The organism is Undibacterium sp. RuRC25W, from assembly GCF_049339825.1.
Lineage (GTDB): Bacteria > Pseudomonadota > Gammaproteobacteria > Burkholderiales > Burkholderiaceae_D > Undibacterium.
Genome location: NZ_JBMPPD010000046.1, coordinates 1 through 26,391, shown reverse-complemented (window position 1 = coordinate 26,391; position 26,391 = coordinate 1). Strand labels below are relative to the sequence as shown.

Genomic DNA, 26,391 nt, shown 5'->3' with positions numbered 1-26,391 from the left:
GCTTGATAACCCGCTGAACCTTCTTGATACCGTTTAACAACGGCCAGTTTGAATTGCTTTGTGTATTTACTCATGAAAACACCCCAAAAGTTAGGACGGGTGTCCAACTTTTGGGGTGCAGTTCATTTTGCGGCGTTTTTTTTCGTCTGAAACTTATTTGGCATCAGACGATAAGATTAAAAAAATCGCCCATGCACAGCAGTGAACGAGCGATTTATTTACGTTAAGATGCCATCTGACTGACGACGATCTTCAACGTTAGAATGCTGGAACGACCGCACCTTTGTATTTTTCTTCGATAAATTTCTTCACTTCTGGCGAATGCAAAGCAGCAACCAGTTTTTTAAACGCTGGACTATCTTTGTTATCTTCACGTGCAACTAACAGGTTAGCGTACGGTGAATTGGCATCTTCAATAAACAAAGAGTCTTTGACTGGATTGAGCTTCGCTTCGATCGCATAGTTTGTATTAATCAACGCCAAGTCAACCTGATTCAATACACGTGGCAATGTTGCTGCCTCGAGCTCTTTAAATTTCAGATTTTTTGGATTAGCAACGATATCTTTTTTTGTTGCAGAGATATTCGTTGGATCTTTCAATGTCAACAAACCTTGTCTAGCCAACAACAATAATGCACGGCCTGAATTGGATGGGTCGTTCGGGATCGCAACCGTGGCTCCGTTTGGAATATCTGCTACTTTTTTATATTTTGACGAATACGCTGCAAATGGCTCTACGTGTACTTTAGCGACTGGCACTTCGATATCGTTAGAGTGGCTTTTCTTGAATTCGTTCAGGTATGGCTGATGCAAGAAAAAGTTACCGTCGAGATGTTTTTCATTGACCTGCACTGCGGGCTGAATGTAATCAGTAAATACTTTAACTTTTAAATCCACGCCTTCTTTTGCTAGTTGTGGCTTAATGAATTCGAGGATTTCTGCGTGTGGCACTGGGCTTGCTGCGATCGTTAACACATCGTTAGCGAATGCAGCAACTGGCGTTAAAAAGCCAGCAACTGTTAGGCTAGCAACGGCTGCCAACGTCAGACGACGTTGAAATTTTTGTTGAAAAGAGAGCTTCATGGGTGTGATCCTTATTTTTATTGAGATAAAACAGCAAAAAACAGCAACTACTACTTACGGGTAAATCGTGCGACTAACTTATCGCCAGAGAACTGCAACACCTGCACTAACACAATCAGAATAGCGACTGTCACCACCATCACATCGGTCTGAAAACGTTGGTAACCGAAACGCAAAGCCAGATCACCAAGACCGCCACCACCGATCACCCCAGACATCGCAGCGTAAGAGACCAAAGCAATCGTTGTCACCGTCGCTGCGGCAATCAGTCCTGGCAAAGCTTCCGGCAACAACGCATGAATAATAATCTGATGCGTTTTCGCGCCCATTGCCTGACACGCTTCAATAATGCCACGATCCACATCGCGTAAAACGTTCTCAACGAGTCGCGCAAAAAACGGCGTCGTACCAATGACGAGCGGCGGAATCGTCCCAGGTACACCGAGCGACGTTCCTACCAAAAACAAGGTAAATGGAATCAATACAATCAATAAAATAATGAACGGTACAGAACGCAAGACATTCACGAGTACAGAAAGTAACGCGTAGATTCCACGCTGCTCTAACAATTGCTTTTTACCTGTCACAAACAACAGCACACCTAAAGGCAAGCCCAATAAAACGGTAAAAAATAGCGAACACCCAGTCATCGTTAATGTGTCCAGCGTCGCTTGGGCGATATCTTCCCAATCAATATTTGAAAAATCCATTACTGCACTCCTCCGCTTACATCAATCAAATCGACCCGCACTTCTTCTGCACGAAGAGAGGCTAGTACCCGATCAATTTCATCTGCAGAGCCAATCAACTCTACTAACAATTGCCCATAAGGGGTGCTTTTAATACGCGAGATGGTGCCCTGCAAGATCACCATCTGAAGCTGTGTTTGCGCTGCAACTCGACTTAAAATCGGCTCGTGCGCCGCCGCACCAACGTAAGTCAGACGTGCCAGCACACCACGCTGACGATCTTGACGTAACTGCACAAGGTCAAGATCAAGCGCTTGATTTTCAGCCACGAGGCTTTGTGTGATCGGATGCTGAGGATGCAGGAACACATCAGCCACATCGCCGGTTTCAACAATGTGGCCCGCATCAATGACGGCGACCTGATCACAGATCGTGCGTATCACCTGCATCTCATGGGTAATTAACACAATCGTCAAACCTAATTGCTGATTAATATCTGACAGCAAACGTAAAATGGACTGCGTAGTCTCAGGGTCCAAGGCCGACGTTGCCTCATCACACAACAATAATGTCGGATAGTTCGCGAGCGCGCGCGCAATGCCAACCCGTTGTTTCTGACCACCCGAAAGTTGCGCAGGATATTTATCACGCTGATCCGATAAGCCAACGAGTGCGAGCAACTCATCGACTCGTTGCCGACGCTGTTCGTTGCTATAGCTGCCAGCGAGTTTGAGCGGAAAATCAATATTTTCTGCAATCGTTTTGGCGCTCAACAAATTAAAATGCTGAAATACCATTCCCACCCGCTGCCGCAAGGCATGCAGTTGCTCTGCACCGAACTGCGTAATATCTGCGCCATCGATCAGAATTTTTCCTGAAGATGGACGCTCTAATAAATTTAAAGTCCGTAACAAGGTACTTTTACCTGCACCTGAACGACCAATAATGCCAAAAACTTTTCCTTGTTCTATATGTAGATTAATGTCTCGTAAGGCGTGAACTTGCACCCCCACCACATCTCGATTTACCTGATAAAACTTTTGAACTTGCTCAATACGTATCACTGATATTTACACCAAAAAATCACAGACGTTGATCTTATCTAAAACGACTCATTACATCCAATCATATAAATTCACTTACATATTCGAATTAAATATAAAGAGGACCGATGGTTTTTACGGATTCATCAATGCAATCAACCGATAGCGAATTCAACCAAATTTTGCGCAGGTTTCGTCGAACGAAATAACCTTAATAAGCAAAGTAGGAAACCCAATTAAATGACCGAAATTTAATTGAATTTATTTTGAACTAAAAGGAACTCGCTGTCCTTTCAAGGGTCTAAGTGCAGCTTGGCATTTCGTCGCAGTCCATGCTACGCATGATATTTTTTGTTATCATAGAAGCGGATTTCCAAAAAATCTTTCTCCTGTCTTGCGCGAAATCCTGATGCGAAGCGTTTATTGACGAGTAATTTTCTCAGTCACTGAGAATCACACTGCATGAGTGATAACCACCGGAGTTTTATTCTTTTATGTTGCGTGCCCCCTTTTCTCCTTCTGTGCAGAACAGACAGAGACCTGCACAGCCAAGCCATCATCTGGCTTTGATGCGGTCTGTCTTCGCACGTAGCTGGAAAGCTGGTGTCGCCCTGTTTGCAGCACTCAGTTTTATTCTACTGATCTCAACAGCAGCAACCCACCATCACGCGAATTCAATTGAAGATCAGGCCTGCTCATTATGTAGCGCCGTTTCGGATAAACTAGATCTCGTCACACCGAGCGCCTTACCGCTGGTAATGTTGCATCTACTTGCGTACTCCCTCTACGCAAATAAAGTATATGACATCGCGTTCAGCCAACCGACATTACTCCCACCAAGCTGCGGCCCGCCAGCAAACGCCTGAACTGCTTCACAGATCGACGTTTAAGATAAAGCATCCATAAAATGCGGCGTATATGACACTTACTGTCTTATTCGTGATCTCTTATTCATACTGTGACAGCGACAAAGCTCATCAATACAAAACAACCTTCATCAGGCAAGACAGTGCGCTCTTCAGAAGCAGTCCTCTCGCCTTTAGCATGACATCGAATAGAAAATCGTTTTAAGAAAAGGTTCACCATGACAACGCAAGCATTCCAAGCTTCTTTCCGCTTACGACCACTCCCTATGCTTCTGGCTGGATTATTTGCAACCGCGACGGGCTATGCGGTTGCCGCCGGTAACGATAATACGAGCGCTGAACCGGCATCAGCTTCCAGCGGCGCCACTGACCAAGCTATCTCCACCGTTGAAGTCACTTCAGCACATTTAAAAAGTGCACGTATCGCCCTCTCACCAAAAATTGGTACGACCGTTTATTCCATAGACAAGCATATGGTAGACGCATTGAGCCAAGGTGACTCAACACCGTTTGATGAAGTACTCCTGCGGTTACCGGGCGTGGCACAAGACTCGAAAGCATCTGGTAGCCTACATATTCGCGATGACCACGGCAACGTGCAATACAGAATTAATGGCGTCCAACTTCCAGAAAGCATTTCTGGATTTGGTCAATCCATTGATACACGCCAAATTGATGAAACTGATTTTATGACTGGCGCACTACCAGCACAATTTGGCCTGCGCACGGCAGGGATCGTTGACATTCAAACTAAAGAGGGTCACACAACACCAGGGGGACGCGTTGGCATCCTTGTTGGTGGCAATCATTACTACAGTCCAAGCGCTGAGTTTTTTGGGACCGTCGGGGCGTTCAATTACTATTTATCAGGCAGTTATTTATCAAATGACCTCGGCATAGAAAACCCTACTTCATTGAAAAATGCCATTCACGATAAAACACAGCAAACCAAATCGTTTGGCAACTTGTCTTATTATCTGGATGACGATACCCGTCTCGGTATGATGTTTGGCACCTATAACGGTAAATTCCAGATTCCAAATAATCCAGCCCAAGCACCCGGATTCTCATTGGCAGGCGTCAGTGATGTGACCAGCGGTACAAGTACGTTACCTTCGTCACAACTGGATGAGAACCAGCATGAGGTTAATCGTTTTGTTGTTCTGTCATATCAAAAAAATCTCGGTGCGTTGAATTTTCAATTATCCGGATTTAAACAATATTCCGAACTTCATTACAAACCTGATCAAGTAGGCGATTTGGTCTATAACGGTGTGTCCTCTGATACGCTGCGTTCAAATTCGTCCGCAGGTCTGCAAGGCGACGTAAGCTACAAAATCAATCAGCAGCATACATTCAGAACAGGTTTTTCATACACACGTCAAACGACGGAAAGTAATAATACCGTCGGAACTTTCCCTACAGACGCCAACGGTAATCAAACCCAAACTACGCCGATTACTATCATTGATGACTCTAGCAAGGTAGGGCAACTATATAGTTTATACGTACAAGATGAATGGCATATTTCTGATCCGCTGACGCTCAATTATGGTGTACGCTTTGACCGTGTTTCTGCGTTTGTCGAAGAGCAGCAATGGAGTCCACGTCTGAACATGGCGTACAAAATCAGCGACGCCACCTCTTTCCATGCAGGCTACTCGCGCTATTTCACACCACCACCGCAAGAACTCGCATCGCAAGCGAGCATTAATCTGTACACAAACACTACAACAGCGCCAGCAATTGCAACTTCAGATAGCGTCAAATCTGAACGCACGCATTATTTTGATGTCGGTATCAGCCACAAGGTAAACGAGAATCTGAGCCTAACTGCGGATGCCTATTACAAAAATATCACCAATATGCTCGATGAAGGTCAATTTGGTCAGGCCTTAATTTTGTCGCCGTTCAATTATGCAAAAGGTTTTGCCAAAGGTTTGGAGTTATCGGCGGTGTATAACGAGAAAAACTGGGGCATGTTCCTCAACACCTCCCTACAAAAAGCGCAGGCAACAAATATCATCTCTGGTCAGTCATTGTTCCAGCCAGATGAGTTAGCGTATATCTCCAGCCATTACATTTATGTTGATCACAATCAGACCTACACGGTGTCTGGCGGCGCTCATTATCATTTTGGCGATTCTAAAATTAGTGGCGATTTTTTATATGGAAGCGGCTTACGTAAAACACCGGATGGCGGCGCACCTAACTCCGCAGCGCTAGATCCTTACACAACTTTTAATGCGGCATTCGTTCATAATTGGAAAAAAACGGCTATCGGTGATATCGAGGGACGGCTTTCAATCGTCAATATTTTTGATAAGTCTTACCTGCTTCGCGATGGCTCTGGTGTGGGTGTTGGTGCACCACAATATGGGGCACGTCGTACTTTATACGCAGGCATTTCCACCAGTTTCTAACATGCTGGGATCATTATCATAGCGATGTATGAAAAAAATGCGACCAGTCGGTCGCATTTTTTGTCTAGATCCTATTAATGAGAACGTATTGATCAAGACTTAATAATCAAGACTTAATAATCAGGACTTATTTAAGACTGACTGGCAAGTCGCTTTTTGCGGATCGCCAACTGGCAATTTTGCGCAAATACCGTCTAATTGTGTATGTATTTTCTGAAATACAGGTTGATGCTTACCATCCTTATTCCATTCGGTCAGCTTCTTACCAATCCGGTCCAACGAAGCGCGATTACGCTCATAAAACGCGTTCTCGGTTTTTGATAACTCAGTCAATATCGTCGTCACAGTACGTTCAATGCGCACATCCTCACCTGGTGCGAGTTCAACTAGGTTACTCACGTAGCTTGCTCCCCACTGCAGACGTGTCGCAGGGCCTTTTGAGGCATCATAGGCTTGACCGTACCAGCTCAAAGCAGCGGCCTTATCACCGCGTTTTTTGGCGTTATTCGCTAAGGTAGACATAAAGTAGTATGGAGAATGTGAGCGCTTAAGTTCCGCCTTTAACAACGCATCCGAGTCGTCCAGCAAATCAGCGCTACCCAAGGCCTCTGCCGCAGAGTGCACGACAGACTGACGCTCATAAGCATCAGTGGTTGCCTGATCGATAGCGAGCACACGTCTTTTTACTTCCGCCTGTAAAGCGGGACTGATCTTCGCGTTGTCTAGTTTCGCCAACGCAACTTGCGCGATAACCGCGCCCAACCGATCTGCCTTAGAAATCGTCATATCGTCGGATAGTTTCGAGAGAGCTTGGTTCCAGACGGTGACAAATTTTGTACGCTGTAGCGATTGTACTGCTGTCAGATAACTCGTTAATTCTGCCGCCGCACCTGTGACCAAATCGAGATTATCGTGAGCGACCTTAGGATCGGACAATGCTTTCGACAATTTAACCAGTGCTTGTGCCTTATCCAGCTTCACCACTGCTACTGCCGCAGGCTCGGCGGTCGCCAGCGCAAAGAGCCCCTTCAAATACAGACGCGTCGCTGTTACACCGGGTGTACAGGCGTCAGCCAAGCGTAGCAAAGTAGCAGGTACCTCTTTTGCATTCACCAACTTTTGGTCTGGATCATCCCAAGAGTAATCTGCTAATAAGCGCCAATCCTCTGCTTTCATATTTTTCGATCCAGCCATCGCGAATTTATACGTATCATTGACCGAAACTGAAGTATTTAATGCCAGGATCAGTACTTGTAAATACCGTTCAGAATCGACCTCACCAGGGAGCCTGGTAATTTCAGTGCCATCAGCCTTGAGAAGGATCATGGTCGGATAGCCACGCACTTTGAACTGGGCAGCAAATTTTTGTGCGCCTGGGCTATCTCCATCAAGATAGACGGGAACAAAGTGACGGGATTTTTCAATAAATTCCTGGCGGTTAAAAATCGTTGCCTTAACCTGATTGCAAGGCGGGCACCAGACCGCACCCCAATAAAGAAATAAAGGTTTATTACTGGATTTGGCCTGCGCAAATGCGGCGTCCAGATTATTGTCTTTTCGCCATTCGATGCCACCGGCATGCGCTGCCTGTTGTGGATTGGGCGCTGATTCAGTCGCAAAACACGAAGGCATGTAAGCGACGCCAACAAAGACACCCACTAATAGCTTTACCGCCAGTTTTACTGAAAATGAGGGATGAGTTTTCATAACACGTCAATCTTCAAAAAGAGGCTCACAGTGTAACAAAGTCAGCAAAAAGAAAATATTTTTTCAAATGACCAACATAGAATGTTTTTAACTATCCATATAGATTTTTTCTTTCAACATGTTGCTGTTGATGTGTATTAGAAAGCAAATGCGAAAATCATCTAACGATAGAAGAATATTGTTCTTGGCAAAACGACGACTTATGAGGAAGATAATGACAATCAAAACAGGAGTACTTACCGCCATGAAAAAAAATCCCCCTCTGACATCCACAACGATCACTAAAGCGCATCCGCGTCGTCTTGCACTGAGCATGTTCGCTGGCATCACTATTGCCTGCCTGAGTGCGATTCCAACAGCAAAGGCCGCAGAACCTTTACTCAATGCCTCTTATGACGTTACGCGTGAATTATTTAAAGAAGTCAATCCAGCGTTCGTCGCCGATTGGAAGAAAAATACCGGCGAATCCATCGTGATTAATCAATCACATGGCGGTTCAAGCAAACAAGCACGCTCCGTGATCGATGGTCTTAATGCGTCCGTTGTCACCATGAATCAGGCCAGCGATATCGACGCCATCGCGGATAAGGGCTTACTATCTCCAAATTGGTCAGCCGCTTTTCCAAATAACGCAGCGCCTTTTTACTCGACCATGGTTTTCTTGGTCCGCAAAGGCAACCCTAAGCATGTTGCCAACTGGGACGATCTTGGCAAGCCAGGCATTCAAGTGATCGTGCCAAACCCAAAGACCTCAGGAAATGGGCGCTATACCTATTTAGCAGCATGGGGCTCCGTCATTAAAAATGGCGGATCAGAGGCGCAGGCAAGAGATCTAGTCGGACGTTTGTTTAAGAATGTTCCGGTATTAGATGCTGGCGGACGTGGTGCAACGACGACGTTCACGCAGCGCCAGATCGGTGATGTACTAGTCACGTTTGAAAATGAGGTGCAACTGGTCAGACAAGAATTTGGCGACAATTACGATATCGTCTACCCCAAATATTCTATCTTGGCCGAGTCACCGGTCGCGGTGGTCGATAAAGTCGTTGATAAAATTGGAACGCGCAAGGTAGCAACTGCTTACCTGCAATTTTTATATTCTGATGCTGGGCAAGAGATTGCAGCGAAACATTTTTTCCGTCCGAGGTCAGATAAAGTGGCAAAAAAATATGCAGCTAATTTTAAATCCGTGAACTTGTTTACACTGAATGAAGTTTTTGGTGACTGGAAGCAGGCGCAGAAAAAACATTTTGATGATGGAGCAGAATTTGACAAGATTTATCAAAGCAAAAAGTGATGGTCACAAAGATGGTCATGAACTCACTCCCTGAAAAATAAAAAAGCCCGCAAAGCGGGCTTTTTTATTTCTACTTGGCGTCCCCAAGGGGATTCGAACCCCTGTACTCACCGTGAAAGGGTGATGTCCTAGGCCTCTAGACGATGGGGACATGTTCTGTCCTTGTTACTGACCTACATTTGCATCAGTGCAAATGGTAAAGCTGGCGTCCCCAAGGGGATTCGAACCCCTGTACTCACCGTGAAAGGGTGATGTCCTAGGCCTCTAGACGATGGGGACATATTCTGTCCGTGTTACTGACCTATGCTGCAACTGCTTTTACTTACTGTCCGCAATAAAATTTATTGGCGTCCCCAAGGGGATTCGAACCCCTGTACTCACCGTGAAAGGGTGATGTCCTAGGCCTCTAGACGATGGGGACAGTAAGTATTACTGTTCTGACGCATCCACGCTTACGTGGTGGAGGTAAGCGGGATCGAACCGCTGACCTCTTGCATGCCATGCAAGCGCTCTCCCAGCTGAGCTATACCCCCTTGCAGAACAGAAGCGAGATTATAGGGGATGAACGCGCCAATGTAAAGCCCTCTACCATGGCAAACTACGCTAATGCTTATGCAGCAATCACATTTAATCGTTGCAAAACAACTTCGCGACCAAATAATTCAACCACAGCATCAATAGAAGGGGTCTGCAACTGGCCCGTCAAGAGCAAACGCAAAGGCATTGCTAATTGCGGCATCTTTAAACCATGATCTGCCAACACTTGTTTTAAGGCGGCAGACAACGCCGCCTTATTCCACTCAACTGTTTTGCAAGCATCTGCATATTGACGCAACGCTGGCAAGACCGCATCTGTTACATGCTGTTGTAACAAGGTAGTTTCTGCCGCAGGTTGACGATAAAACAGCATTGCCGCGTTACCTAACTCTACCGTGGTGTTGGCGCGTTCTTTAAACAAAGCGACGACTGCAGCCAACTCTGGCGCCCCAACAAATTCAGCACCCTCTTTCTGCATTTGCGTCCGCACCAAATCAGCCAGACGTTGATTGTCAGCGGCCTTAATATAGTGATTATTAATCCAAGCCAATTTTTCTGGATTAAATTGCGCCGCAGAACCCGACAAATGCGTCAGATCGAACCAACTACACATTTGCTCCATACTAAAAATCTCATCGTCACCATGACTCCAGCCAAGACGTGCAAGATAATTTAGCATCGCCTCGGGCAAATAGCCTTTGTCGAAGTAGTCCATCACACTCACTGCATCACGGCGCTTGGACAATTTCTGACCATCAGTACCTAAAATCATCGGCACATGGCCATATTGCGGCAATGACGCACCCAATGCATTGAGGATATTGATCTGACGTGGCGTATTGTTGACGTGATCATCACCGCGAATCACATGCGTGATCTGCATATCCCAATCATCTACTGCTACACAGAAGTTATACGTTGGCGTACCGTCTGGACGCGCAATCACCAAATCATCTAGTTCGCGATTATTGATCGTGATCTGCCCTTTGACTACATCATTCCAGCTAACGTCGCCTTCTAAGGGATTTTTAAAACGAATGACTGGTTGACGATCTGCAGGAATTACAGGCAAGGCTTTACCGGCCTCTGGTCGCCACGTGCCGTCGTAGCGAGGTTTTTCGCCAGCAGCACGCTGACGCTCACGCATTGCCTCAACCTCTTCAGAAGAAGAATAGCAATAATAGGCCGTGCCTTTTGCCAACATGTCTGCCAGCACTGCGCGATAACGATCCATCCGTTGCATTTGATAAAATGGACCCTCATCATGCGCGAGGCCAAGCCAATTCATCCCATCCAGAATCGCTTGCACCGCCTCCGGCGTTGAGCGCTCCAGATCAGTATCCTCAATACGCAACACAAATGTGCCACCATGATGGCGGGCAAATGCCCAGCTAAACAAAGCGGTACGAGCACCGCCAACATGAAGATAGCCAGTAGGACTAGGAGCAAAACGGGTACGAACTGTCATGAGATGAATTGCACCGCGTGTTACCTGTAAAACCTACAAACAAGCAACATCTGTATGCGGATAAAGTTAAAACCAGCATTTTACCGTTTTACACGCGATGATGGTAACTAAGCTAAACAAACAGCAATGGAAAGGGCCACGAAGACCTCATGATCGACTGGAGGAAAATCAATAGAAAAGATTAAGCAGAAGAAAAATGAAAAAAGGATTATTGAATTAATCAACAATCCTTTTAATTTTGGTCGGAGTACAAGGATTCGAACCTTGGACCCCCTGGTCCCAAACCAGGTGCGCTACCGGACTGCGCCACACTCCGAAAAACTTAATTTAACTAGCTTTGCTAATTAATGACGTAAATTTTATAAAAATTTACTGATTACTTATTTTTAACTACTACTGTTTGTAATAGTTTTTTAATTCTGGTCGGAGTACAAGGATTCGAACCTTGGACCCCCTGGTCCCAAACCAGGTGCGCTACCGGACTGCGCCACACTCCGAAGACCAACATCATAGCTGGCAGGGGCTGCCCTGTCAATAGATTTGTCAGTCGGCTATCGGATGCCACCAACTGATCGGTGCGCATTATCAGGCCTTTTGAGTTCCTGTTGGCTGCTAAAATGACGCGCATCACCGCTAATTGGATCGATAAACGAAATTGATTTAGCTAATAATTGCAAAGGTGCGGAGAAGTCATCGCCCTTGCATGGTAAAACGTCGGGGTAAAAACTATCATTAAGAATAGCTGCGCCTAAACTTGTCATGTGCAGACGCAATTGATGTTTTTTACCAGTCAAGGGGGTAAGACGGTAAAGGCTAAGGTCTCCAAAGTTCGCCTGGACTTCGACCAGCGTCTCAGAATTCGGTTCACCTTCACTTTCCTGCATCACCAGAAAACTTCCGCCTTCTTCCATGCGACTACGATGCACTAAAGGGAAAGTACGATCAGGTAAAGTTGGCGCCAACGCATGATAGATTTTTTTGATAACCCGTTGCTGAAACAGCGTCTGATATAACCCGCGTGTTGCAGCGTTATGAGAAAACAGCATAACGCCAGCTGTCTCCCTATCGAGTCGATGAATCGGCGTTAAGTGCTGCAAGCCCGTCTGCTTTTTTAACCGCACTAACAACGTCTCGCGTAAAAAACGACCACCAGGGGTTACCGGCAAAAAATGTGGCTTGTCCACGACGAGCAAATGTTCATCTCTGTGCAAAATTTCAGCGTTAAAAGGGATCGCAGTCTCGCACTCTATTTCACGATAGTAAAAGATACACATTCCACGCTTCACAGCACTATCTTGACTTAACAAGCGCCCCGCCTGATCGACAACCTCTCCTTTTTTCATCCGCTCTAACCAGATCGATTCACCCACATCAGGGAAATACGACGTTAAAAATGAAATAAGATTGATCCATTGCCCCTCAGGCAGCCATATATAGCTTGGAGCGATACCGTCACGAACGGGCAATGGTGGATGGTGTAAATGAGCTGCAGACATGACAAGGAATTTAAGATCTTTTTTACTACATTAAATTAAACGGGGGCATTGAACTAACACACCGAGGACTCACGCTTACACCAAAGCAATGACACAGATTTTTCCCCACAGAAAAATATCATTTTCTTGCAACATGTTTCGAAATATAAGGCATTGTCGCTCAACGATACATGTACATACAAGATAAATGAAAACACCCCTCTATTCTTTGAATTAAAGTTCCGATAAGCTGAGTATAACGTTAAGAAGCCCCCATTGAACTTTTTTGAGCGGCGTACCACCTACAATTCAAAGGACACACCATGTCAATCTCATCACTAGGATCAAGCTCGGCAGTTGCTCAAACTCAATATCTTGGCCGTCAACGTCATGATTCCGATCAAGATGACGGAACACAAGGCGTCAGTAGCGGTGGTGAAAGCCGTTTCGCCAATGCGATCAGTCAAGCGCTTGCGTCATTGGGTGCCAGTTCATCCGCATCTGCTACATCTACCGCATCGGGAACAACAGCAACATCTGGGACAACATCTAGCAGCGCATCGACCGGATCAACATCAGGCACAGAATCAACACAACAAGCACTCTCTGCGTTCGCGCAAAGTTTGTTTGCAGCACTGCAAGCGCAGAATGGCACACAATCAAGCAGCGGCACCGCCGGAAATACATCCTCAAGCACAACGTCACCCAGCGCTGTAGCAAGCGCGAGTGGCAGTGGTGGCAGTCACCATCACCACCATGGCGGCGTAAGCCAACTTGAGAGTGGCCTGCAAGGCTTGATTCAGCAATTAGGCGCTACCAGTAGCAGTGGAAGCTCTAGCAGCACCGGTACAAGCACAGGCAGCGGCACATCAAGCAGCTCCAATTCTGCGATCGATGCGCTGCAATCGAGCTTCAGTAATCTATTAGCAGCAGAAGGACAATCGGGTAGCGGAGCAAGCCTCACAACGTTCTTACAGAATCTGAGCAATAACGTTCAGGGGGCAACAAATACCGGCAACGTAGTTAAGACATCAGCCTAAGTGAAATTGGGGTGGAGAGTTGCCGATGATTTTTTGCCCCTAACATATCCTTTCATCAGAGGCACTCATCAATCAGTTTGAGCACATACTTTATAACTCACCCTGACCCGAATTATTCTGGGTCAGGCTTTGATTACTTAGCTGATGATTATTTCTGTTTTGGCGCTAGACACGTCGCCAATGCAACTTCCCACGTCGGAACTGATATACCAAATGCATGGACCAGTCGGGTTGTGTCAAGACAGGAGTTGACTGGCCTTTGTGCTGGTGTCGGGTAGTCTATCGCTGGGATACCTGTCACAATTGGCGCTGTTTTTTTCAAGCGTCCAGAGACTGTAGCCTGACGCAAAATTTCTTCGGTAAAACCGCACCAACTCGTACGACCTTTGGTCGTCAAATGGTAAATCCCTTGATGTGCTTTCCACCATTGCGCAGCATCATTGGATTGACATAATTGCCCGACGATATCGACAGTAGTACTAGCAATACTGTCGGCAGAGGTTGGTGCACCCCATTGATCGCTCACCACCCGCAACTCGTCTCGCTCATTCGCTAAACGTAGCATGGTCAGTAAGAAATTTTTACCAAACGTTGAATACACCCAGCTTGTACGGAAGATCAGATACTGGCACCCGCTCGTGATAATCGCCTGCTCGCCCGCTAGCTTGGTCTTTCCATAGACATTGAGCGGATTGGTGGCAGCATCTTCTGTATAGGAAACCAAGTCGCCATTGGCAAGGCGTAAGCTGCCATCGTAGACGTAGTCTGTCGAATAATGGATCAAACCAATTCCCAGCTTCTTCGCTTGTTCGGCGAAGACTCCAGGAGCAACACCATTGATTGCATGCGCTAACGCCAGTTCAGTTTCGGCTTTATCCACCGCGGTATAAGCAGCAGGATTAATGATAAGGTCTGGCTTACAATCACCGACAAAAGCCGCGATCGCTACGGCATCACTCAGATCAAGTTCTGCACGGGTTGGCGCAATCACTTCATGATGCTGGCTTAATAGTGGCAGCAACGTGTGGCCAAGCTGCCCCGTTGTACCTGTGAGCAAAATCTTCATGCAAAAACCTCAGCATCCGCCAATAGTTTAGCGGCTTGATCCTTAGCGGACAATACTGGCGCTTCAGTAACAGGCCATTCAATGCCAATAGCGGGATCATTCCACATTAAGCTACGCTCATGCTCTGGCGCCCAGTAATCGGTTGTCTTGTACAGAAACTCTGCTTTATCGCTGGTGACGACAAAGCCGTGGGCGAAACCTGGCGGGATCCACAATTGACGCTGATTGCTCGCCGATAAAGTGACGCCAGTCCACTGGCCAAAGCGTGGTGAGCTTTTACGCAAATCAACGGCAACGTCAAACACTTCGCCAGACACCACACGCACGAGCTTACCCTGCGCCTGTTGAATCTGATAGTGCAATCCGCGTAAAATATTTTTTGCCGACATCGAGTGATTGTCCTGTACAAAAGGCAAATCTACACCGGTTAGTTCAGCAAATTTTTTTGCGTTAAAGCTCTCGTAAAAAAAACCGCGATCGTCACCAAATACTTTTGGCTCAATAATGACTACTTCTGGCAAATTGGTTGAAATAACGTTCATAACTTAAAAAGTCTTTTGTTCAAGAAGTCGGAGCAAATATTGTCCGTATTCATTTTTCTTCAAAGGTTGAGCTAATGCTTCTAGCTGAGCCGCTGTGATGTAATTACGACGGAACGCGATTTCTTCTGGGCAAGCTACTTTGAGACCTTGGCGCTTTTCAATCGTTGCTACAAATTGCCCGGCTTCCAATAATGATTCGTGAGTACCCGTATCAAGCCAGGCCATGCCACGCCCCATCAATTCCACATTGAGTTCACCTTGCTTGAGGTACACGTTATTAACATCAGTAATCTCCAGCTCGCCACGGGGAGATGGCTTGATGTTAGCCGCGATATCACAAACTTGATTATCATAGAAATACAAGCCGGTTACAGCATAATTGGATTTTGGTTTGAGAGGCTTTTCTTCGATACTGATTGCTTGCTTGTTCGCATCAAAATCCACCACACCGTAACGCTCTGGATCATGCACATGATAAGCAAACACCGTTGCGCCTTGGTTACGTGCATCTGCATTACGTAATTGCGGCTCGAAATCGTGGCCGTAGTAGATGTTATCCCCCAAAATCAACGCTGACGGGGAATTTCCGACGAACTCTTTACCGATGATAAATGCCTGCGCGAGTCCGTCTGGTGATGGCTGAACTGCATACTGTAGATTAATACCCCATTGCGAGCCATCCCCCAACAACTCCACAAAACGTGGTGTATCCTGCGGCGTAGAAATAATGAGAATGTCACGCATACCGGCTAACATCAACGATGTCAGTGGATAGTAGATCATCGGCTTATCATAGACCGGCAACAGTTGTTTAGAGACTGCTTTAGTGACCGGATACAGGCGAGTACCAGAACCGCCGGCAAGAATAATCCCTTTGCGGGATGATGGCGTAAAACTCATGCTTGTTCCTTATTTTTGTATTGCAGATCGACCCATTTCGTGTGCTCGCCAGATTGCACCTGCGCGACCCATGCATCATTCGCGAGATACCATTCAACGGTTTTGCGAAGGCCTGTTTCGAAAGTTTCTGCGGGTTTCCATCCAAGTTCACGCTCAATTTTGCGCGCATCAATCGCATAACGACGGTCATGACCCGGGCGATCTGTGATGTGCTTAATCTGGTCACGATAGCTACCCTGTGGTTTTGCCTGCAACTCATCGAGCAGATCACAAATAGTATGCACAACGCTAAGGTTAGTTTGTTCGTTCCAGCCTCCAACGTTATAGGTTTCACCTAAACGTCCAGCCTCGAGAACGCGACGAATCGCAGCGCAGTGATCCGTCACATACAACCAGTCACGTACCTGCTGACCATCGCCATAGACCGGCAGATCTTTACCTGCACGCGCATTCGTAATAATCAGTGGGATCAATTTCTCAGGAAAATGATAAGCGCCATAATTATTAGAGCAATTGGTCGTCAATACAGGCAAACCATAGGTATGGTGATACGCACGCACTAAATGATCTGATGCCGCCTTCGAGGCGGAATAAGGGCTATTCGGTGCGTAAGGCGTGGTCTCAGTGAACGGTGGATCTTCCGCAGACAAGGTGCCGTACACCTCATCTGTCGATACGTGCAAAAAGCGGAAAGCTGCCTTTTTACCTTCATCAAGCGTGTTCCAGTAAGCACGGGTAGCTTCTAACAAAGTAAATGTGCCATTCACGTTGGTAGTGACAAACGCAGCCGGACCATGGATAGAACGATCAACGTGGCTTTCAGCAGCAAAGTGAAGAATAGCGCGTGGCTGATGTTCAGCAAACAAGGCTGCCAACTTTTCACCATCACAAATATCACCCTGCACAAACAGGTGACGATCATCGTTACTCAGACTGGTGAGATTATTTAAATTTCCAGCATAGGTCAGTTTATCGTAATTCAAGACTGACTCATCAGACTGCGCCAGCCAGCTCAACACGAAGTTTGCGCCGATAAAACCTGCGCCGCCAGTTACAAAAATCATACTAAAGTCCTAAATAATCAAATTAAAAACATCATAATGTTAAAAATACATATTAACCAATAGGCAACTATCGGCCCATAAAATAGCCTATAATTTCGCAACAGGCTATTTAGACATCGGCAGAAAGATTCCCAAAAAGTTTTCAGCTTCCAATCAAGAAAACTTCAAATAGCGCTTCAATTGACGTAACTTTTCAGCTTGCTCTTCAGACTTCGGCTCATTCATAGACTCGGATAAAAAAGAGGCAGTAATGGCCAGGATTAAACCGAAAAAAAATGCGGCGATTGTAATCAAAGCACGTTGGGGTTTAAGTTTACGTTCAGGCTCAACCGCCTTATCCAATACCTGAATTAAAGGGATATCCTTCGCCTCATCCAAACGTGCTACCTCGTACTGTTTTGCCAGCATTTCGTAAAGCATTTGATAATATTTGACGTCACGCAATAACTGAATGTTGCTCGCTCCTGGCTCTGCTACCTTGCTTGAATTTGTAGATATTTCTGGCAAGTTAGTACGTGTATCAGATTTGGAAGCGCTGTGCGTATTAGAACCATTCTCCAACTTTGACAATTCATCTTGCATCCCTAGCAACTCTTGATTAGCACGCTTGTACTCCGTGTTATTCGGCGTAACAAATGCTTGCATCGCTTTGAGTTGAATTTGCTTGGCAGAGATATTCGCACGCAAACGCGCCACCGTCTCCAAAACTGCCTTACTTTGTGCATCAACACTCATCATACCTTTACTATCAATTCCTGAAGACAACGCAGTTTCAGCTGCAATCATTTTATCTTTAGCAAGTTCGAGTTGTTTTTCATAAAATACGCGGCGCTGAGAAGCCTCGGTCAATGCAAATTTACTGGTTAACACGGTCAATTCTTCGACATAGGCATTAGCGATTGCCGCCGCTATTTTTGGGTCTTTATCTTCAACATCAATTGTAATAAGACCATCCTTACCTGAGGCAATGTTCGACTTACCCTCCAGCTCCTTTCTAGTTGTTTCGACTAATTTTGCCTCGTAACGTTTCTGCAAATCGAAACGCTGAATCAATTTATCGGTCAACGAGCGACTTTTAAGTAACGCAATATAAAGATCATTTGGACTCTTAATTCCCAACGCCGCACCCGCACCGCCAGCCAAGCCGCTTAACTGACTCAACATTCCAGAAGCCGTTGATTGATTTTGCTGTGGCGGCAATATGTTTGTATTTGCTCGGTAGGTAATAGGTAACACCATACTGATCGCCAAGCCTGCGACACCAAAGGCAATCGGATACGCAATAATTTTCTTCTTATGCTTAGCCAGCGTCAGCAAAATATCCATGATACTGATGCCATCCTCCTCATCCTCTTCATTGATGAACGTTGGTTGCTCGTGATTAATTGTCGTCATACTTATTGTCTCAAACTCTTAATTGCTGCTGCACTAATACCAAATCCAGAAAGAATTTGCGCCCAATCTTTTAAGCCGTTAGTAAAGGCCTTATACGCAGACTCTTTATTCAGCTTTTCAGGAACAACAATGCTGTCGCCAGGCATTAATTCTGCAGAATTCACACTAGAGAACCATCCGCGCCCAGTGGCAGACAAGACAGTGCCGTTAGCACGTAAGACAAAGACGTTTTCTAAGTCAGCCTCTGATGTTGGGCCAGCGTCCGCCAAGTACTTACCTACGGAGCCGCCCTTGCGCCAGATCATTGACGACTCTTGATTCACTGCACCAAATACATGGACAAAATCAGGACGACTCGGAACAACTAAATGGTCACCATTCTCTAGTTTAAGCACAGGTAACTTATCAAAGTTTTCGTCATTTGCCGCCAAACCAAACGAGATCCGGCCACTGGCTTTCAGTTGCCTCATTTTGGCAATGGCTTCGTCGCTCGACTCTTTGGCAGCTTTTAACTTAGTGGCGGCTGTTGCTGCATCTGTTGTGCCTGGATCATTTGCTGCCGCTTTTGCATTCTCTGAACGCATTTGTGACTCTAAACGGCGCACTGCATTTTCTAGATTAGCTTGCTGCTCTTTACGTACTTGTTCGCGATAAAACTCTGTACCAAATAAGTAAGCATTAGCCGTCGTTCCTCCTGCTTTAGCGATCAACGATTGGATAGTCTCACCCGGCGACATTTGATACACACCTGGTACATTAACTTCGCCCTCAACGCGAGCAAAGACTTTGCGTTTAGCAATCGGTACCTGAATATCGTTTTGGGAGAACACCGTGACAGAATCGCCCGGTTGCAGCATCACGTTATCCGGATTTGCCGGATTTTCCATCGCCTTACCTAAATTAAACGGGATTAAACTCACGTTCAAAGTCTCTCGGTCAATGCGCTCAATCACTGCATAATCCCAATTGACGTCATCAATCAGGTTACCAATACGTGCAGAGATTGACTCTGTCGACCTAGCAATGACACGCGTATTATCATTGTATCCATTTGCGTTGCTGCCTTTCGCATCAACCGTCTCGGCATCATCATTTGACCGACGCGATTGTTTACCATCGAAACTACCATCAGGATTACCGGTAAGATTACCAACACGCCCCTCCTCATAATTACCTTCAAAGTTTTGACGCTCAATCGACGCACGGGTAATCAACACCTCGCGATTAGGAATCAAATCACGAATCCGCATACCTTGCTTAAAAGGCACCCGCAATTGCTGACCAACGTTCCCCCGCAGACTGACTGCGTTAGAAAATTCTGGCGTAATTGGTGTTACGGTAAGAATATCGCCGTTCTTCAGTGTTTTTGTTAGGCCAACTTTATTCAAGGCAAAGTCTTCCACGCTACGTGGCTGAGATTTATTTGGCTCAATTCTCTCTAAGAATGCACGACGAGGATCTGCCACGACCGGCAAACCACCAGCTAGATCGAGGATAGTCGAGATAGATTCATTGGCAGACCTCAGTTCATAAATAGCAGGTACATTCACCTTACCCATCAAAGCGACATGGCCGACCGCAGGTGGGATGTAAATGGTGTCACCGTCTTGTAGTTTCACATCATTGCTCTTGTCGCCTTTCGCAAGAAACGTGTACATGTCTAACGTACCCACCGTTTTACCAGCACGCTTAACCTGAACGTTACGCATCGAACCCGTTGCATTTGGCCCACCACTGGCTAACAGTGCAGTCACAAGCGTAGAGTATCCTGATACTGTATAGGAGCCAGGTTTCTTCGCCTGGCCGACCACATAGACTGTCATCGCACGCAAATGACCAAAGCTCACGCTCACAGCAACGTCACGGTATAACTTAGCGATAGAAGACTTTACTACTTTCTCAGCATCGCCAGCATTGACACCTGCCAAGGTGATTGCGCCAATGGTCGGGATGTTAATCACACCATTACGATCAACCGTAGCACGATAGTCGATATCAACACTACCCCAGGCACGAACGATGACCTCATCACCCGGGCCAAGTGCATATTCAGAGGGCAAAGGTGAATTTTGTAATGGCGCAAACGTCGATGGGGTATTGGAGAAAAACTCACTGCCGAACAAGGCTAAACTCTTGCCTGTCGCGTATTTAATGAAATTTTGGAATTCGCTTTTTTCTGCTTTTTTATTTTCCATTAAACGGCTAATCTGCCCCTTCTCATCAATATCGCTCCTATTTTGCAGAGAGTTATATGGGCTACTTGGCTGATTATTAATTTTTAATGAGCGCGCGATACCGTTTGCATTGCTCATGTAGTCTGCCGTTAACTTTGCATCCTGTTGATTACTTTGCAGATCAGCTTGCTGCGCAAGAACACTGCCAGCTGCAAAAATAGCAAAAATTGGAAGTGTGCTTTTCATTTTTCGATGCATAGGTAAGTACTTAAAAAATTTATATGTGTAATCGACAATCATTCCACATGACTGTGGTGTCTGATTAAATTAGGGGTGAAGATTATACCTAGGTTCTGAGTCATACCAAGATAAGTACAAAAACTCAAATTTAATTAGTCAACCTCGATTTGATTAAAATAAAACATGTGCAGCTCAATAGAAAAAAGTTATATATCTAAAAACAGTTAATCATGTCATATCAGCAATGCTAGAGCAAAGGTATTCTCTAAATACAAATATGCAATTACAGTAAAATCACACATACTTGAAAGACTTATAACAAAAATACACATCACTGCAACTGCAATAAATTACCCAATACCTATTCCCTTTACGATTGAGCTAGCGCATTTGTTCCAAGTAAATAACTCGACATCTGATCGGGTACGGAATCTCGCTGGTGGACTTCGGTTCAATAATGCGAAACTAGAGGAAATTTCATCTTCACTTTTATTAAAATCAACATAAATTACATTATCAATATGCGCACCAATTTCTCTAAATACAGGGATTTCATTGACAATGATGGCACACTTGTCTATGGCCTCTAAAAGTGGCAAGCCAAATCCCTCATAAATACTTGGAAATACTAAAAAATCTGCAGACCTGTACAGACTTTGTAGTTCGACATCAGAAATATTTTTATATATAGATATATTTGAATCAAGTTCTATTGATTCAACCAACTCAGTTGTCAGTGTTTTACCCCAAGCACTCCCACTGACTAGGTCTAGTTTAAAGTCGTGTCCATTAAGTCTCATTTGCATAAAAGCTCGCAAAAAGACACCAAGATTTTTTCTAGGTTCAAGTGAACCGACAACCAGAAAACGTAACGGACCGCGATTAGTATTTGACATACTATTTTTTTCAGCACCGAAACTACAGCCTGGATAAGCAACACTCACCTTCGCAGACTCGACAGGGAAGTTCGACAATAAATCAGTCCGAGTTGTATCTGAAACACAAAAAATGGAATCAGCATTTAGAATAGATCGTGGTACCAAAAAAGAACTAACTAGACGATTTCCAATTTGCATAGTCTCAGGAAATTTTTGAAATACCAAATCATGAATTATTACGGCTTTATGGATCCCCGAATCAGAAACTGGCGGCAAAACATGTTGCGTGCCCAAAAAATGTGTACATTTGAGCTCAGCAGCAATCTTTTCAGCCCTTAAATGAAACCAAATTGTGCCTGGAACATTTACCCAGTACTTATTATCAATAAGCTGATTAATCCTTTTCGGCAATGGAGTGCTTGTCGTAATTGTTCGATTTGAAATTAATGTAATTGTTGCATCAGTCACTTCAGGCAACTGTCTTACAAATTGGTCGACATATCTACCAATTCCATTATTGGTTCCATTTAATGGTCTCGCATCGATTACCAAATGCGGGAAGGCACCTGCTAATTTGTCAAATTCTCTTTTATGCATAGATAGACAAAGTTTAATAAAAATTTTAATTTAACCTAAATTCTTCTTAATCTATCTAAATAAAAAGAAATACGGCACGGATGAAGATTTCAATTGCCACCAAAATTTATTTTTTGACAAGTAAGCAAACCAATAATAACTAGTAATAAATCGCCAATTAAGATCCAGATAATTCTTCGTATATTGTGAGTACACGTTTTACTGATAAAGATTCTGTAAACTCTTTTAAGTAGCGATTTCTCGCGCCAACAGAAAACTTTGTCGATGTATCTGTATCACTTAGTATTTGCATACACGCTGAAGCTAGCTCCTTAGCATCACCAACGGTAACATTAAGACCACTTGTATTATGTAAATTTACCCAGGGAACACCAGATCCAACAATATTGGTTGCGACTATTGGAAGCCCATAACTCATAGCCTCAAGTAAAACAACTCCAAATGCCTCAGACCTTTCAATCGAAGGCAAACAGAATAAGTCGGCAACTTGGAAAAGTCTACTCAAAGTCTGATCTTCAACTCTACCTGCAAGCAATACACTATTCTCTAGATTGGCCGAATAGATTTTCTTTTTTAGTTCGCGCTCCTGCGCCCCTCCCCCCACAATCACAACCATCACATCTTCTGGGAAAATTTTCGCTGCTTCTATTAAAATATCGAAGCCTTTATAGGGCACCAAACGACCAACAGATAAAACAACTCGCTTACCATTCAATTTATTAATCAAATCGTTACCGACATCGACATTAGCATCCATTCTTAGGGCATCAGGAACGCCTATTGGTATTACTTTTATTTTTGAAGAAAATGGTCTGAGTACAATAGATGAATTTGCATAAACTGGCGATGTAACAACAATACAATCTGCTCTTTTCAAAAGAATACGTTCAAGAGGGGCTAATAACCAACCCAACAATCCTTTCCCCACGACGTCACTATGCCAATGAACAAGCAATTTAACTTTTTTTGGCAAAAACACTCCGCATAGAGCAGCCAGCATATTTGGCGTATGTAAGTGTACAATATCTGCACGCTGAGAGATATTTATACAATTGAGAATATATTTAAAACCAACTGGCTGAGAAGATGCGTCAATGAAACACCCATTTCTAACGACGTGAACACCATCTAAGATTTCATTTCTTTTTAGCATCTCTTTCTTACTGAAACATACCACGGTGACGTCGTGTCCAGCTTCAACCGCCCCTTTTGCCAAGCTAGCAGTCACACTTTCTATGCCACCACTGTCAGGAAAATAATATTTCCCAAAATGAACTATGTTAAACATTTCGTGCATCAATTTAAACCATAAAATGCGAATCGGAGAGGTACGAGCGTAGTAACTCAGCGGATCTTGACCAAGAAAACTGGCGACAGCGATGCTCACCGGCTTTAATTAAATTCAAACGAAGATCTGAATCACTAATCACTCTATGAATAGCACTGGACATCTGCTCAATATCTAAAGGATCAAAATAATAAGCAGCATCACCACAGACCTCCGGAATAGAAGCTGCATTAGAAGCAATTACTGGAGTTCTACACACCATTGCCTCTAGCGGTGGAATCCCAAATCCTTCGTACAATGACGGAAAAACAAAAGCTAGCGCACTCTCGTAAAGAGAGCGTAGTTCAGAATCAGAAATTGGCCCCGTAAAAAGCACCCCAGGTATTTTACTTTCTGAAATATCAACTCCAGAAAAAACACGCGAGTTTGGTGAGCCAACTATTACAAGAGATATCTCCTCATTCAATTTCAACGAGCTGTATGCGCGAATTAAGCGTTCAATGTTCTTCGTTGGATTCATGCTACCAACCGCGAGTAAAAATTTTTTTTGTTTAATCGCTACGCGATCTAATACATTATGATCAGATGGAACTAAACTAATATGCTCAGCAGAATTTGGAAGCACCTTAAACTTTACACCAGGAATTCGAAGATTGAGTTCCCTAGCAGAAAAATAAGAAACCGTCATACGGAGCTTTGCTCTCAGAGAAACAACATAAAAGAGCAACCGATACCACGCAACAAAAAGTCTAGAGTAAGCACGGTAATGATCATAAATTGCAGCATCGTGAATGGTCTGAAGACAAGCACCACCGAAAAGTGGCGCAGAACCAGATAAATTTATCAATAAACCATCTCTTGAACAAAAAGGTAAGACGACCTGCTCCCACAAAAATAATGAAATTCGTCTCCCTCCACATCTACGTTGCTCAATATTTTTTAATTCTAAAAATGGAACTCCGTGAGGAGTAAGTAAAACAAGTTTAGTTTTTGAAGGGACCTCAGACAAACTTTTATCTAAGGCAAATAAAATCCCGCTAGCAAATCTTTGAACACCCGTTGTACGTTGTTTTAAAAATTTACCATTTAAGTATATGGTACTCATGTTCGTATCCTAACTACACATCTTGATAAGCGCATGAATGACCAGAGAATTGAAAATAAAATAGTGACGTAAATTGTATTAGCTACATAGTTGCTGTGAAAACCTTCATTGAATAGTCCCATTGGAAAAGTTAAACATAGGTAAGACCATACAATGTAGTATAGCCTTTTACCCATCAAGAGACGATCATAGATAGAGGCCAAAACAGCCATCATAGATGAACTGATCAATAAACCGAACCATCCAAAATTAAATATACTTTCAACAATTGCAGATGGATATAAATTTACACCATCGTTAAATTCTGCGGGGTGCGTGATTGACGTTAGCAAAGCCGCAGTTAAAAGAGGCTTTCCATCCCATAAATTACGTGGAATGGCGTGCAAGAACGAATATATATACGACAGACCATACATAGTATGAATCTGACCGGACTCATAAATATCAATACCCTTTTCTATTTGAGGGAGCATATCAAGTCGTCCTAAAAATAAATCGATGATCAGTTTAGGTTCTTCAAACAACACGTTTGCGACTTTAAGGAAAATATCCAAAGAACCAATTTCAATATTTCTCATATACCCAAAAATTACAGAAAGCAAAGCTAATGGTATAAAAGATAAAAATAGAGTTCTAATGCGTATTGGACGTCTGTATTGGTGATAAAGCAGCATGAACCAAAAAGCTAAAATAATTAAAGAGTATCGACTACTACTAATTAACGCTTCGGCTATAAAAATCGCAACCGTATAAAAAACATATTTCTTATTGGTTTTAGAGCGGAAATACGTAACCATAAAGCAAATCATTATAGTATTAACAACCATTGGAATTCTATAAATATAAGCCGCACCTTGGTTTTGTGTCTCAGCAGATACATCTAAAACGTTAGACCCTAAATTTTTTAGTACTATATAGAAACTAAATGATTTAAAAACCAAAAAAACTATAAACAAAAATTTCGCTTTTTTGGCTGCAATATCGAAATCGTAATTATGGACTTTATATTTTATTGATTTTGCAAGTCGAAATACAAAAGCATAAACAAAAACAAATACTACACATGCCCATAGCGCCCTATTTAATTCTTTTAGATTCTCATCATTGAGCATCAGTTGAATCGACTTAAGTACGATATAAAAAATGATGGTAACGCAAAACCAGAAACCAGATGAAAACAAGAATGTATTAGCTTCATAATACGAAATACATATCGCAAACAATCCAATTAAGATTAACGCATTTGCATAAAAAAAATTCAATTCTTCATTTTTGTTCAGGTAGTTACAAATATAAATTACTGGAATCAAAAATGATAGTATCCCAATAAGGGCCAAGCAATTATTGGCTTTTTGCATCATACGATTTCTCAATTCTTAATCACTTCACTAGGGCGTGTTGACATTTATTTTAACCAAAGCATCGAAGCTGCAATTGCCACAAATGAAGCAAATCGTTCAGCGAGTTTGTCGTATCGCGTTGCAACCCGCCTAAATTGTTTGATGTGAGCAAAG

At 44.0% G+C, this 26,391-nt stretch carries 20 protein-coding genes, 6 tRNA genes and 1 pseudogene; 4 read left to right on the top strand and 23 right to left on the bottom strand.

Annotated elements, in window-relative coordinates; translation table 11 throughout:
• Window positions 1–258 precede the first annotated feature (258 nt).
• From ACO0KV_RS16815 to ACO0KV_RS16805, 3 genes are read right to left on the bottom strand one after another with little or no spacing between them, the layout of a single operon-like run.
• On the bottom strand, window positions 259–1,083 hold the full coding sequence (locus ACO0KV_RS16815; protein WP_423044068.1) for a MetQ/NlpA family ABC transporter substrate-binding protein: 825 nt from the start codon (window positions 1,081–1,083) through the stop codon (window positions 259–261).
• Between the two features lie 50 nt (window positions 1,084–1,133).
• Complete coding sequence (locus ACO0KV_RS16810) at window positions 1,134–1,793, bottom strand: methionine ABC transporter permease (RefSeq protein WP_423044066.1); 660 nt, start codon at window positions 1,791–1,793, stop codon at window positions 1,134–1,136.
• Window positions 1,793–2,836, bottom strand: coding sequence for a methionine ABC transporter ATP-binding protein (locus ACO0KV_RS16805; RefSeq protein ID WP_423044064.1), 1,044 nt, complete (start codon window positions 2,834–2,836; stop codon window positions 1,793–1,795). The genes ACO0KV_RS16810 and ACO0KV_RS16805 overlap by 1 nt, the downstream gene beginning before the upstream one ends.
• A gap of 473 nt (window positions 2,837–3,309) precedes the next feature.
• Here ACO0KV_RS16805 and ACO0KV_RS16800 point away from each other — a divergent pair, with 473 nt between their 5' ends.
• Together ACO0KV_RS16800 and ACO0KV_RS16795 are read left to right on the top strand one after the other, a co-directional pair.
• The gene (locus ACO0KV_RS16800) at window positions 3,310–3,681 is read left to right on the top strand and encodes a hypothetical protein (protein WP_423044062.1); all 372 of its coding nucleotides are present in this window, start codon (window positions 3,310–3,312) and stop codon (window positions 3,679–3,681) included.
• 218 nt (window positions 3,682–3,899) lie between these two features.
• On the top strand, window positions 3,900–6,104 hold the full coding sequence (locus ACO0KV_RS16795; protein ID WP_423044060.1) for a TonB-dependent receptor: 2,205 nt from the start codon (window positions 3,900–3,902) through the stop codon (window positions 6,102–6,104).
• 120 nt (window positions 6,105–6,224) lie between these two features.
• On the opposite strand, the gene ACO0KV_RS16790 is transcribed toward ACO0KV_RS16795, so the two are convergent.
• Window positions 6,225–7,811, bottom strand: a complete 1,587-nt coding sequence (locus ACO0KV_RS16790; RefSeq protein ID WP_423044058.1) for a thioredoxin family protein — start codon at window positions 7,809–7,811, stop codon at window positions 6,225–6,227.
• A 244-nt stretch (window positions 7,812–8,055) separates the two neighbouring features.
• Between ACO0KV_RS16790 and ACO0KV_RS16785 the strand changes: the two genes are divergently transcribed.
• Window positions 8,056–9,108: a sulfate ABC transporter substrate-binding protein gene (locus ACO0KV_RS16785; protein WP_423044056.1), complete on the top strand. Its 1,053-nt coding sequence runs from the start codon at window positions 8,056–8,058 to the stop codon at window positions 9,106–9,108.
• Window positions 9,109–9,183: 75 nt separating this feature from the next.
• Here ACO0KV_RS16785 and ACO0KV_RS16780 read toward each other — a convergent pair.
• From ACO0KV_RS16780 to ACO0KV_RS16745, 8 genes are all read right to left on the bottom strand, one after another.
• Window positions 9,184–9,259 (bottom strand) — tRNA-Glu (locus ACO0KV_RS16780).
• Between the two features lie 52 nt (window positions 9,260–9,311).
• Window positions 9,312–9,387, bottom strand: a tRNA-Glu gene (locus tag ACO0KV_RS16775).
• Window positions 9,388–9,453: 66 nt separating this feature from the next.
• Window positions 9,454–9,529, bottom strand: a tRNA-Glu gene (locus ACO0KV_RS16770).
• Window positions 9,530–9,565: 36 nt separating this feature from the next.
• Window positions 9,566–9,641 (bottom strand) — tRNA-Ala (locus ACO0KV_RS16765).
• Window positions 9,642–9,718: 77 nt separating this feature from the next.
• Window positions 9,719–11,113: a glutamate--tRNA ligase gene (gene gltX, locus ACO0KV_RS16760; protein ID WP_423044054.1), complete on the bottom strand. Its 1,395-nt coding sequence runs from the start codon at window positions 11,111–11,113 to the stop codon at window positions 9,719–9,721.
• A gap of 239 nt (window positions 11,114–11,352) precedes the next feature.
• Window positions 11,353–11,429: transfer RNA gene (locus tag ACO0KV_RS16755), tRNA-Pro, on the bottom strand.
• A 104-nt stretch (window positions 11,430–11,533) separates the two neighbouring features.
• A tRNA-Pro gene (locus tag ACO0KV_RS16750) sits at window positions 11,534–11,610 on the bottom strand.
• 54 nt (window positions 11,611–11,664) lie between these two features.
• Complete coding sequence (locus tag ACO0KV_RS16745) at window positions 11,665–12,609, bottom strand: RluA family pseudouridine synthase (RefSeq protein ID WP_423044052.1); 945 nt, start codon at window positions 12,607–12,609, stop codon at window positions 11,665–11,667.
• 302 nt (window positions 12,610–12,911) lie between these two features.
• Between ACO0KV_RS16745 and ACO0KV_RS16740 the strand changes: the two genes are divergently transcribed.
• Window positions 12,912–13,628, top strand: coding sequence for a hypothetical protein (locus ACO0KV_RS16740; protein ID WP_423044050.1), 717 nt, complete (start codon window positions 12,912–12,914; stop codon window positions 13,626–13,628).
• A 148-nt stretch (window positions 13,629–13,776) separates the two neighbouring features.
• On the opposite strand, the gene rfbD is transcribed toward ACO0KV_RS16740, so the two are convergent.
• From rfbD to ACO0KV_RS16685, 11 genes and pseudogenes are all read right to left on the bottom strand, one after another.
• Window positions 13,777–14,694: a dTDP-4-dehydrorhamnose reductase gene (gene rfbD / locus ACO0KV_RS16735; RefSeq protein WP_423044049.1), complete on the bottom strand. Its 918-nt coding sequence runs from the start codon at window positions 14,692–14,694 to the stop codon at window positions 13,777–13,779.
• Window positions 14,691–15,236 (bottom strand): dTDP-4-dehydrorhamnose 3,5-epimerase, encoded by a 546-nt coding sequence (gene rfbC, locus ACO0KV_RS16730; protein ID WP_423044047.1) that lies wholly within the window; start codon window positions 15,234–15,236, stop codon window positions 14,691–14,693. The genes rfbD and rfbC overlap by 4 nt, the downstream gene beginning before the upstream one ends.
• A gap of 3 nt (window positions 15,237–15,239) precedes the next feature.
• Window positions 15,240–16,136 carry a glucose-1-phosphate thymidylyltransferase RfbA gene (gene rfbA, locus ACO0KV_RS16725; RefSeq protein WP_423044045.1) on the bottom strand — a complete coding sequence of 299 codons (897 nt, stop codon included), beginning with the start codon at window positions 16,134–16,136 and terminating at the stop codon, window positions 15,240–15,242.
• Window positions 16,133–17,200 carry a dTDP-glucose 4,6-dehydratase gene (rfbB, locus tag ACO0KV_RS16720; RefSeq protein WP_423044044.1) on the bottom strand — a complete coding sequence of 356 codons (1,068 nt, stop codon included), beginning with the start codon at window positions 17,198–17,200 and terminating at the stop codon, window positions 16,133–16,135. Before rfbB ends, rfbA begins: the two co-directional genes overlap by 4 nt.
• Window positions 17,201–17,353: 153 nt before the next feature.
• Window positions 17,354–18,595, bottom strand: coding sequence for a GumC family protein (locus ACO0KV_RS16715; protein WP_423044042.1), 1,242 nt, complete (start codon window positions 18,593–18,595; stop codon window positions 17,354–17,356).
• Window positions 18,596–18,597: 2 nt separating this feature from the next.
• Entirely contained in the window at window positions 18,598–21,015 is a 2,418-nt protein-coding gene (locus tag ACO0KV_RS16710) for an SLBB domain-containing protein (protein WP_423044040.1), read from the bottom strand.
• 344 nt (window positions 21,016–21,359) lie between these two features.
• Entirely contained in the window at window positions 21,360–22,484 is a 1,125-nt protein-coding gene (locus ACO0KV_RS16705; protein WP_423044038.1) for a glycosyltransferase family 4 protein, read from the bottom strand.
• A gap of 157 nt (window positions 22,485–22,641) precedes the next feature.
• Window positions 22,642–23,772, bottom strand: coding sequence for a glycosyltransferase (locus ACO0KV_RS16700; protein WP_423044036.1), 1,131 nt, complete (start codon window positions 23,770–23,772; stop codon window positions 22,642–22,644).
• Window positions 23,773–23,785: 13 nt separating this feature from the next.
• Window positions 23,786–24,877 (bottom strand): glycosyltransferase family 4 protein, encoded by a 1,092-nt coding sequence (locus ACO0KV_RS16695; RefSeq protein ID WP_423044034.1) that lies wholly within the window; start codon window positions 24,875–24,877, stop codon window positions 23,786–23,788.
• Complete coding sequence (locus tag ACO0KV_RS16690) at window positions 24,874–26,238, bottom strand: O-antigen polymerase (protein WP_423044032.1); 1,365 nt, start codon at window positions 26,236–26,238, stop codon at window positions 24,874–24,876. The genes ACO0KV_RS16695 and ACO0KV_RS16690 overlap by 4 nt, the downstream gene beginning before the upstream one ends.
• Before the next feature lie 44 nt (window positions 26,239–26,282).
• Window positions 26,283–26,391, bottom strand: a pseudogene (locus ACO0KV_RS16685) (IS5/IS1182 family transposase); the annotation flags it as partial.

Bases quoted from the DNA above. Each gene is read 5' to 3' on its own strand.
- ACO0KV_RS16815 (WP_423044068.1), bottom strand. From the start codon at position 1,083: ATGAAGCTCTCTTTTCAACAAAAATTTCAACGTCGTCTGACGTTGGCA.
- ACO0KV_RS16810 (WP_423044066.1), bottom strand. From the start codon at position 1,793: ATGGATTTTTCAAATATTGATTGGGAAGATATCGCCCAAGCGACGCTG.
- ACO0KV_RS16800 (WP_423044062.1), top strand. From the start codon at position 3,310: ATGTTGCGTGCCCCCTTTTCTCCTTCTGTGCAGAACAGACAGAGACCT.
- ACO0KV_RS16795 (WP_423044060.1), top strand. From the start codon at position 3,900: ATGACAACGCAAGCATTCCAAGCTTCTTTCCGCTTACGACCACTCCCT.
- ACO0KV_RS16790 (WP_423044058.1), bottom strand. From the start codon at position 7,811: ATGAAAACTCATCCCTCATTTTCAGTAAAACTGGCGGTAAAGCTATTA.
- ACO0KV_RS16785 (WP_423044056.1), top strand. From the start codon at position 8,056: ATGAAAAAAAATCCCCCTCTGACATCCACAACGATCACTAAAGCGCAT.
- gltX (WP_423044054.1), bottom strand. From the start codon at position 11,113: ATGACAGTTCGTACCCGTTTTGCTCCTAGTCCTACTGGCTATCTTCAT.
- ACO0KV_RS16745 (WP_423044052.1), bottom strand. From the start codon at position 12,609: ATGTCTGCAGCTCATTTACACCATCCACCATTGCCCGTTCGTGACGGT.
- ACO0KV_RS16740 (WP_423044050.1), top strand. From the start codon at position 12,912: ATGTCAATCTCATCACTAGGATCAAGCTCGGCAGTTGCTCAAACTCAA.
- rfbD (WP_423044049.1), bottom strand. From the start codon at position 14,694: ATGAAGATTTTGCTCACAGGTACAACGGGGCAGCTTGGCCACACGTTG.
- rfbC (WP_423044047.1), bottom strand. From the start codon at position 15,236: ATGAACGTTATTTCAACCAATTTGCCAGAAGTAGTCATTATTGAGCCA.
- rfbA (WP_423044045.1), bottom strand. From the start codon at position 16,136: ATGAGTTTTACGCCATCATCCCGCAAAGGGATTATTCTTGCCGGCGGT.
- rfbB (WP_423044044.1), bottom strand. From the start codon at position 17,200: ATGATTTTTGTAACTGGCGGCGCAGGTTTTATCGGCGCAAACTTCGTG.
- ACO0KV_RS16715 (WP_423044042.1), bottom strand. From the start codon at position 18,595: ATGACGACAATTAATCACGAGCAACCAACGTTCATCAATGAAGAGGAT.
- ACO0KV_RS16710 (WP_423044040.1), bottom strand. From the start codon at position 21,015: ATGAAAAGCACACTTCCAATTTTTGCTATTTTTGCAGCTGGCAGTGTT.
- ACO0KV_RS16705 (WP_423044038.1), bottom strand. From the start codon at position 22,484: ATGCATAAAAGAGAATTTGACAAATTAGCAGGTGCCTTCCCGCATTTG.
- ACO0KV_RS16700 (WP_423044036.1), bottom strand. From the start codon at position 23,772: ATGTTTAACATAGTTCATTTTGGGAAATATTATTTTCCTGACAGTGGT.
- ACO0KV_RS16695 (WP_423044034.1), bottom strand. From the start codon at position 24,877: ATGAGTACCATATACTTAAATGGTAAATTTTTAAAACAACGTACAACG.
- ACO0KV_RS16690 (WP_423044032.1), bottom strand. From the start codon at position 26,238: ATGATGCAAAAAGCCAATAATTGCTTGGCCCTTATTGGGATACTATCA.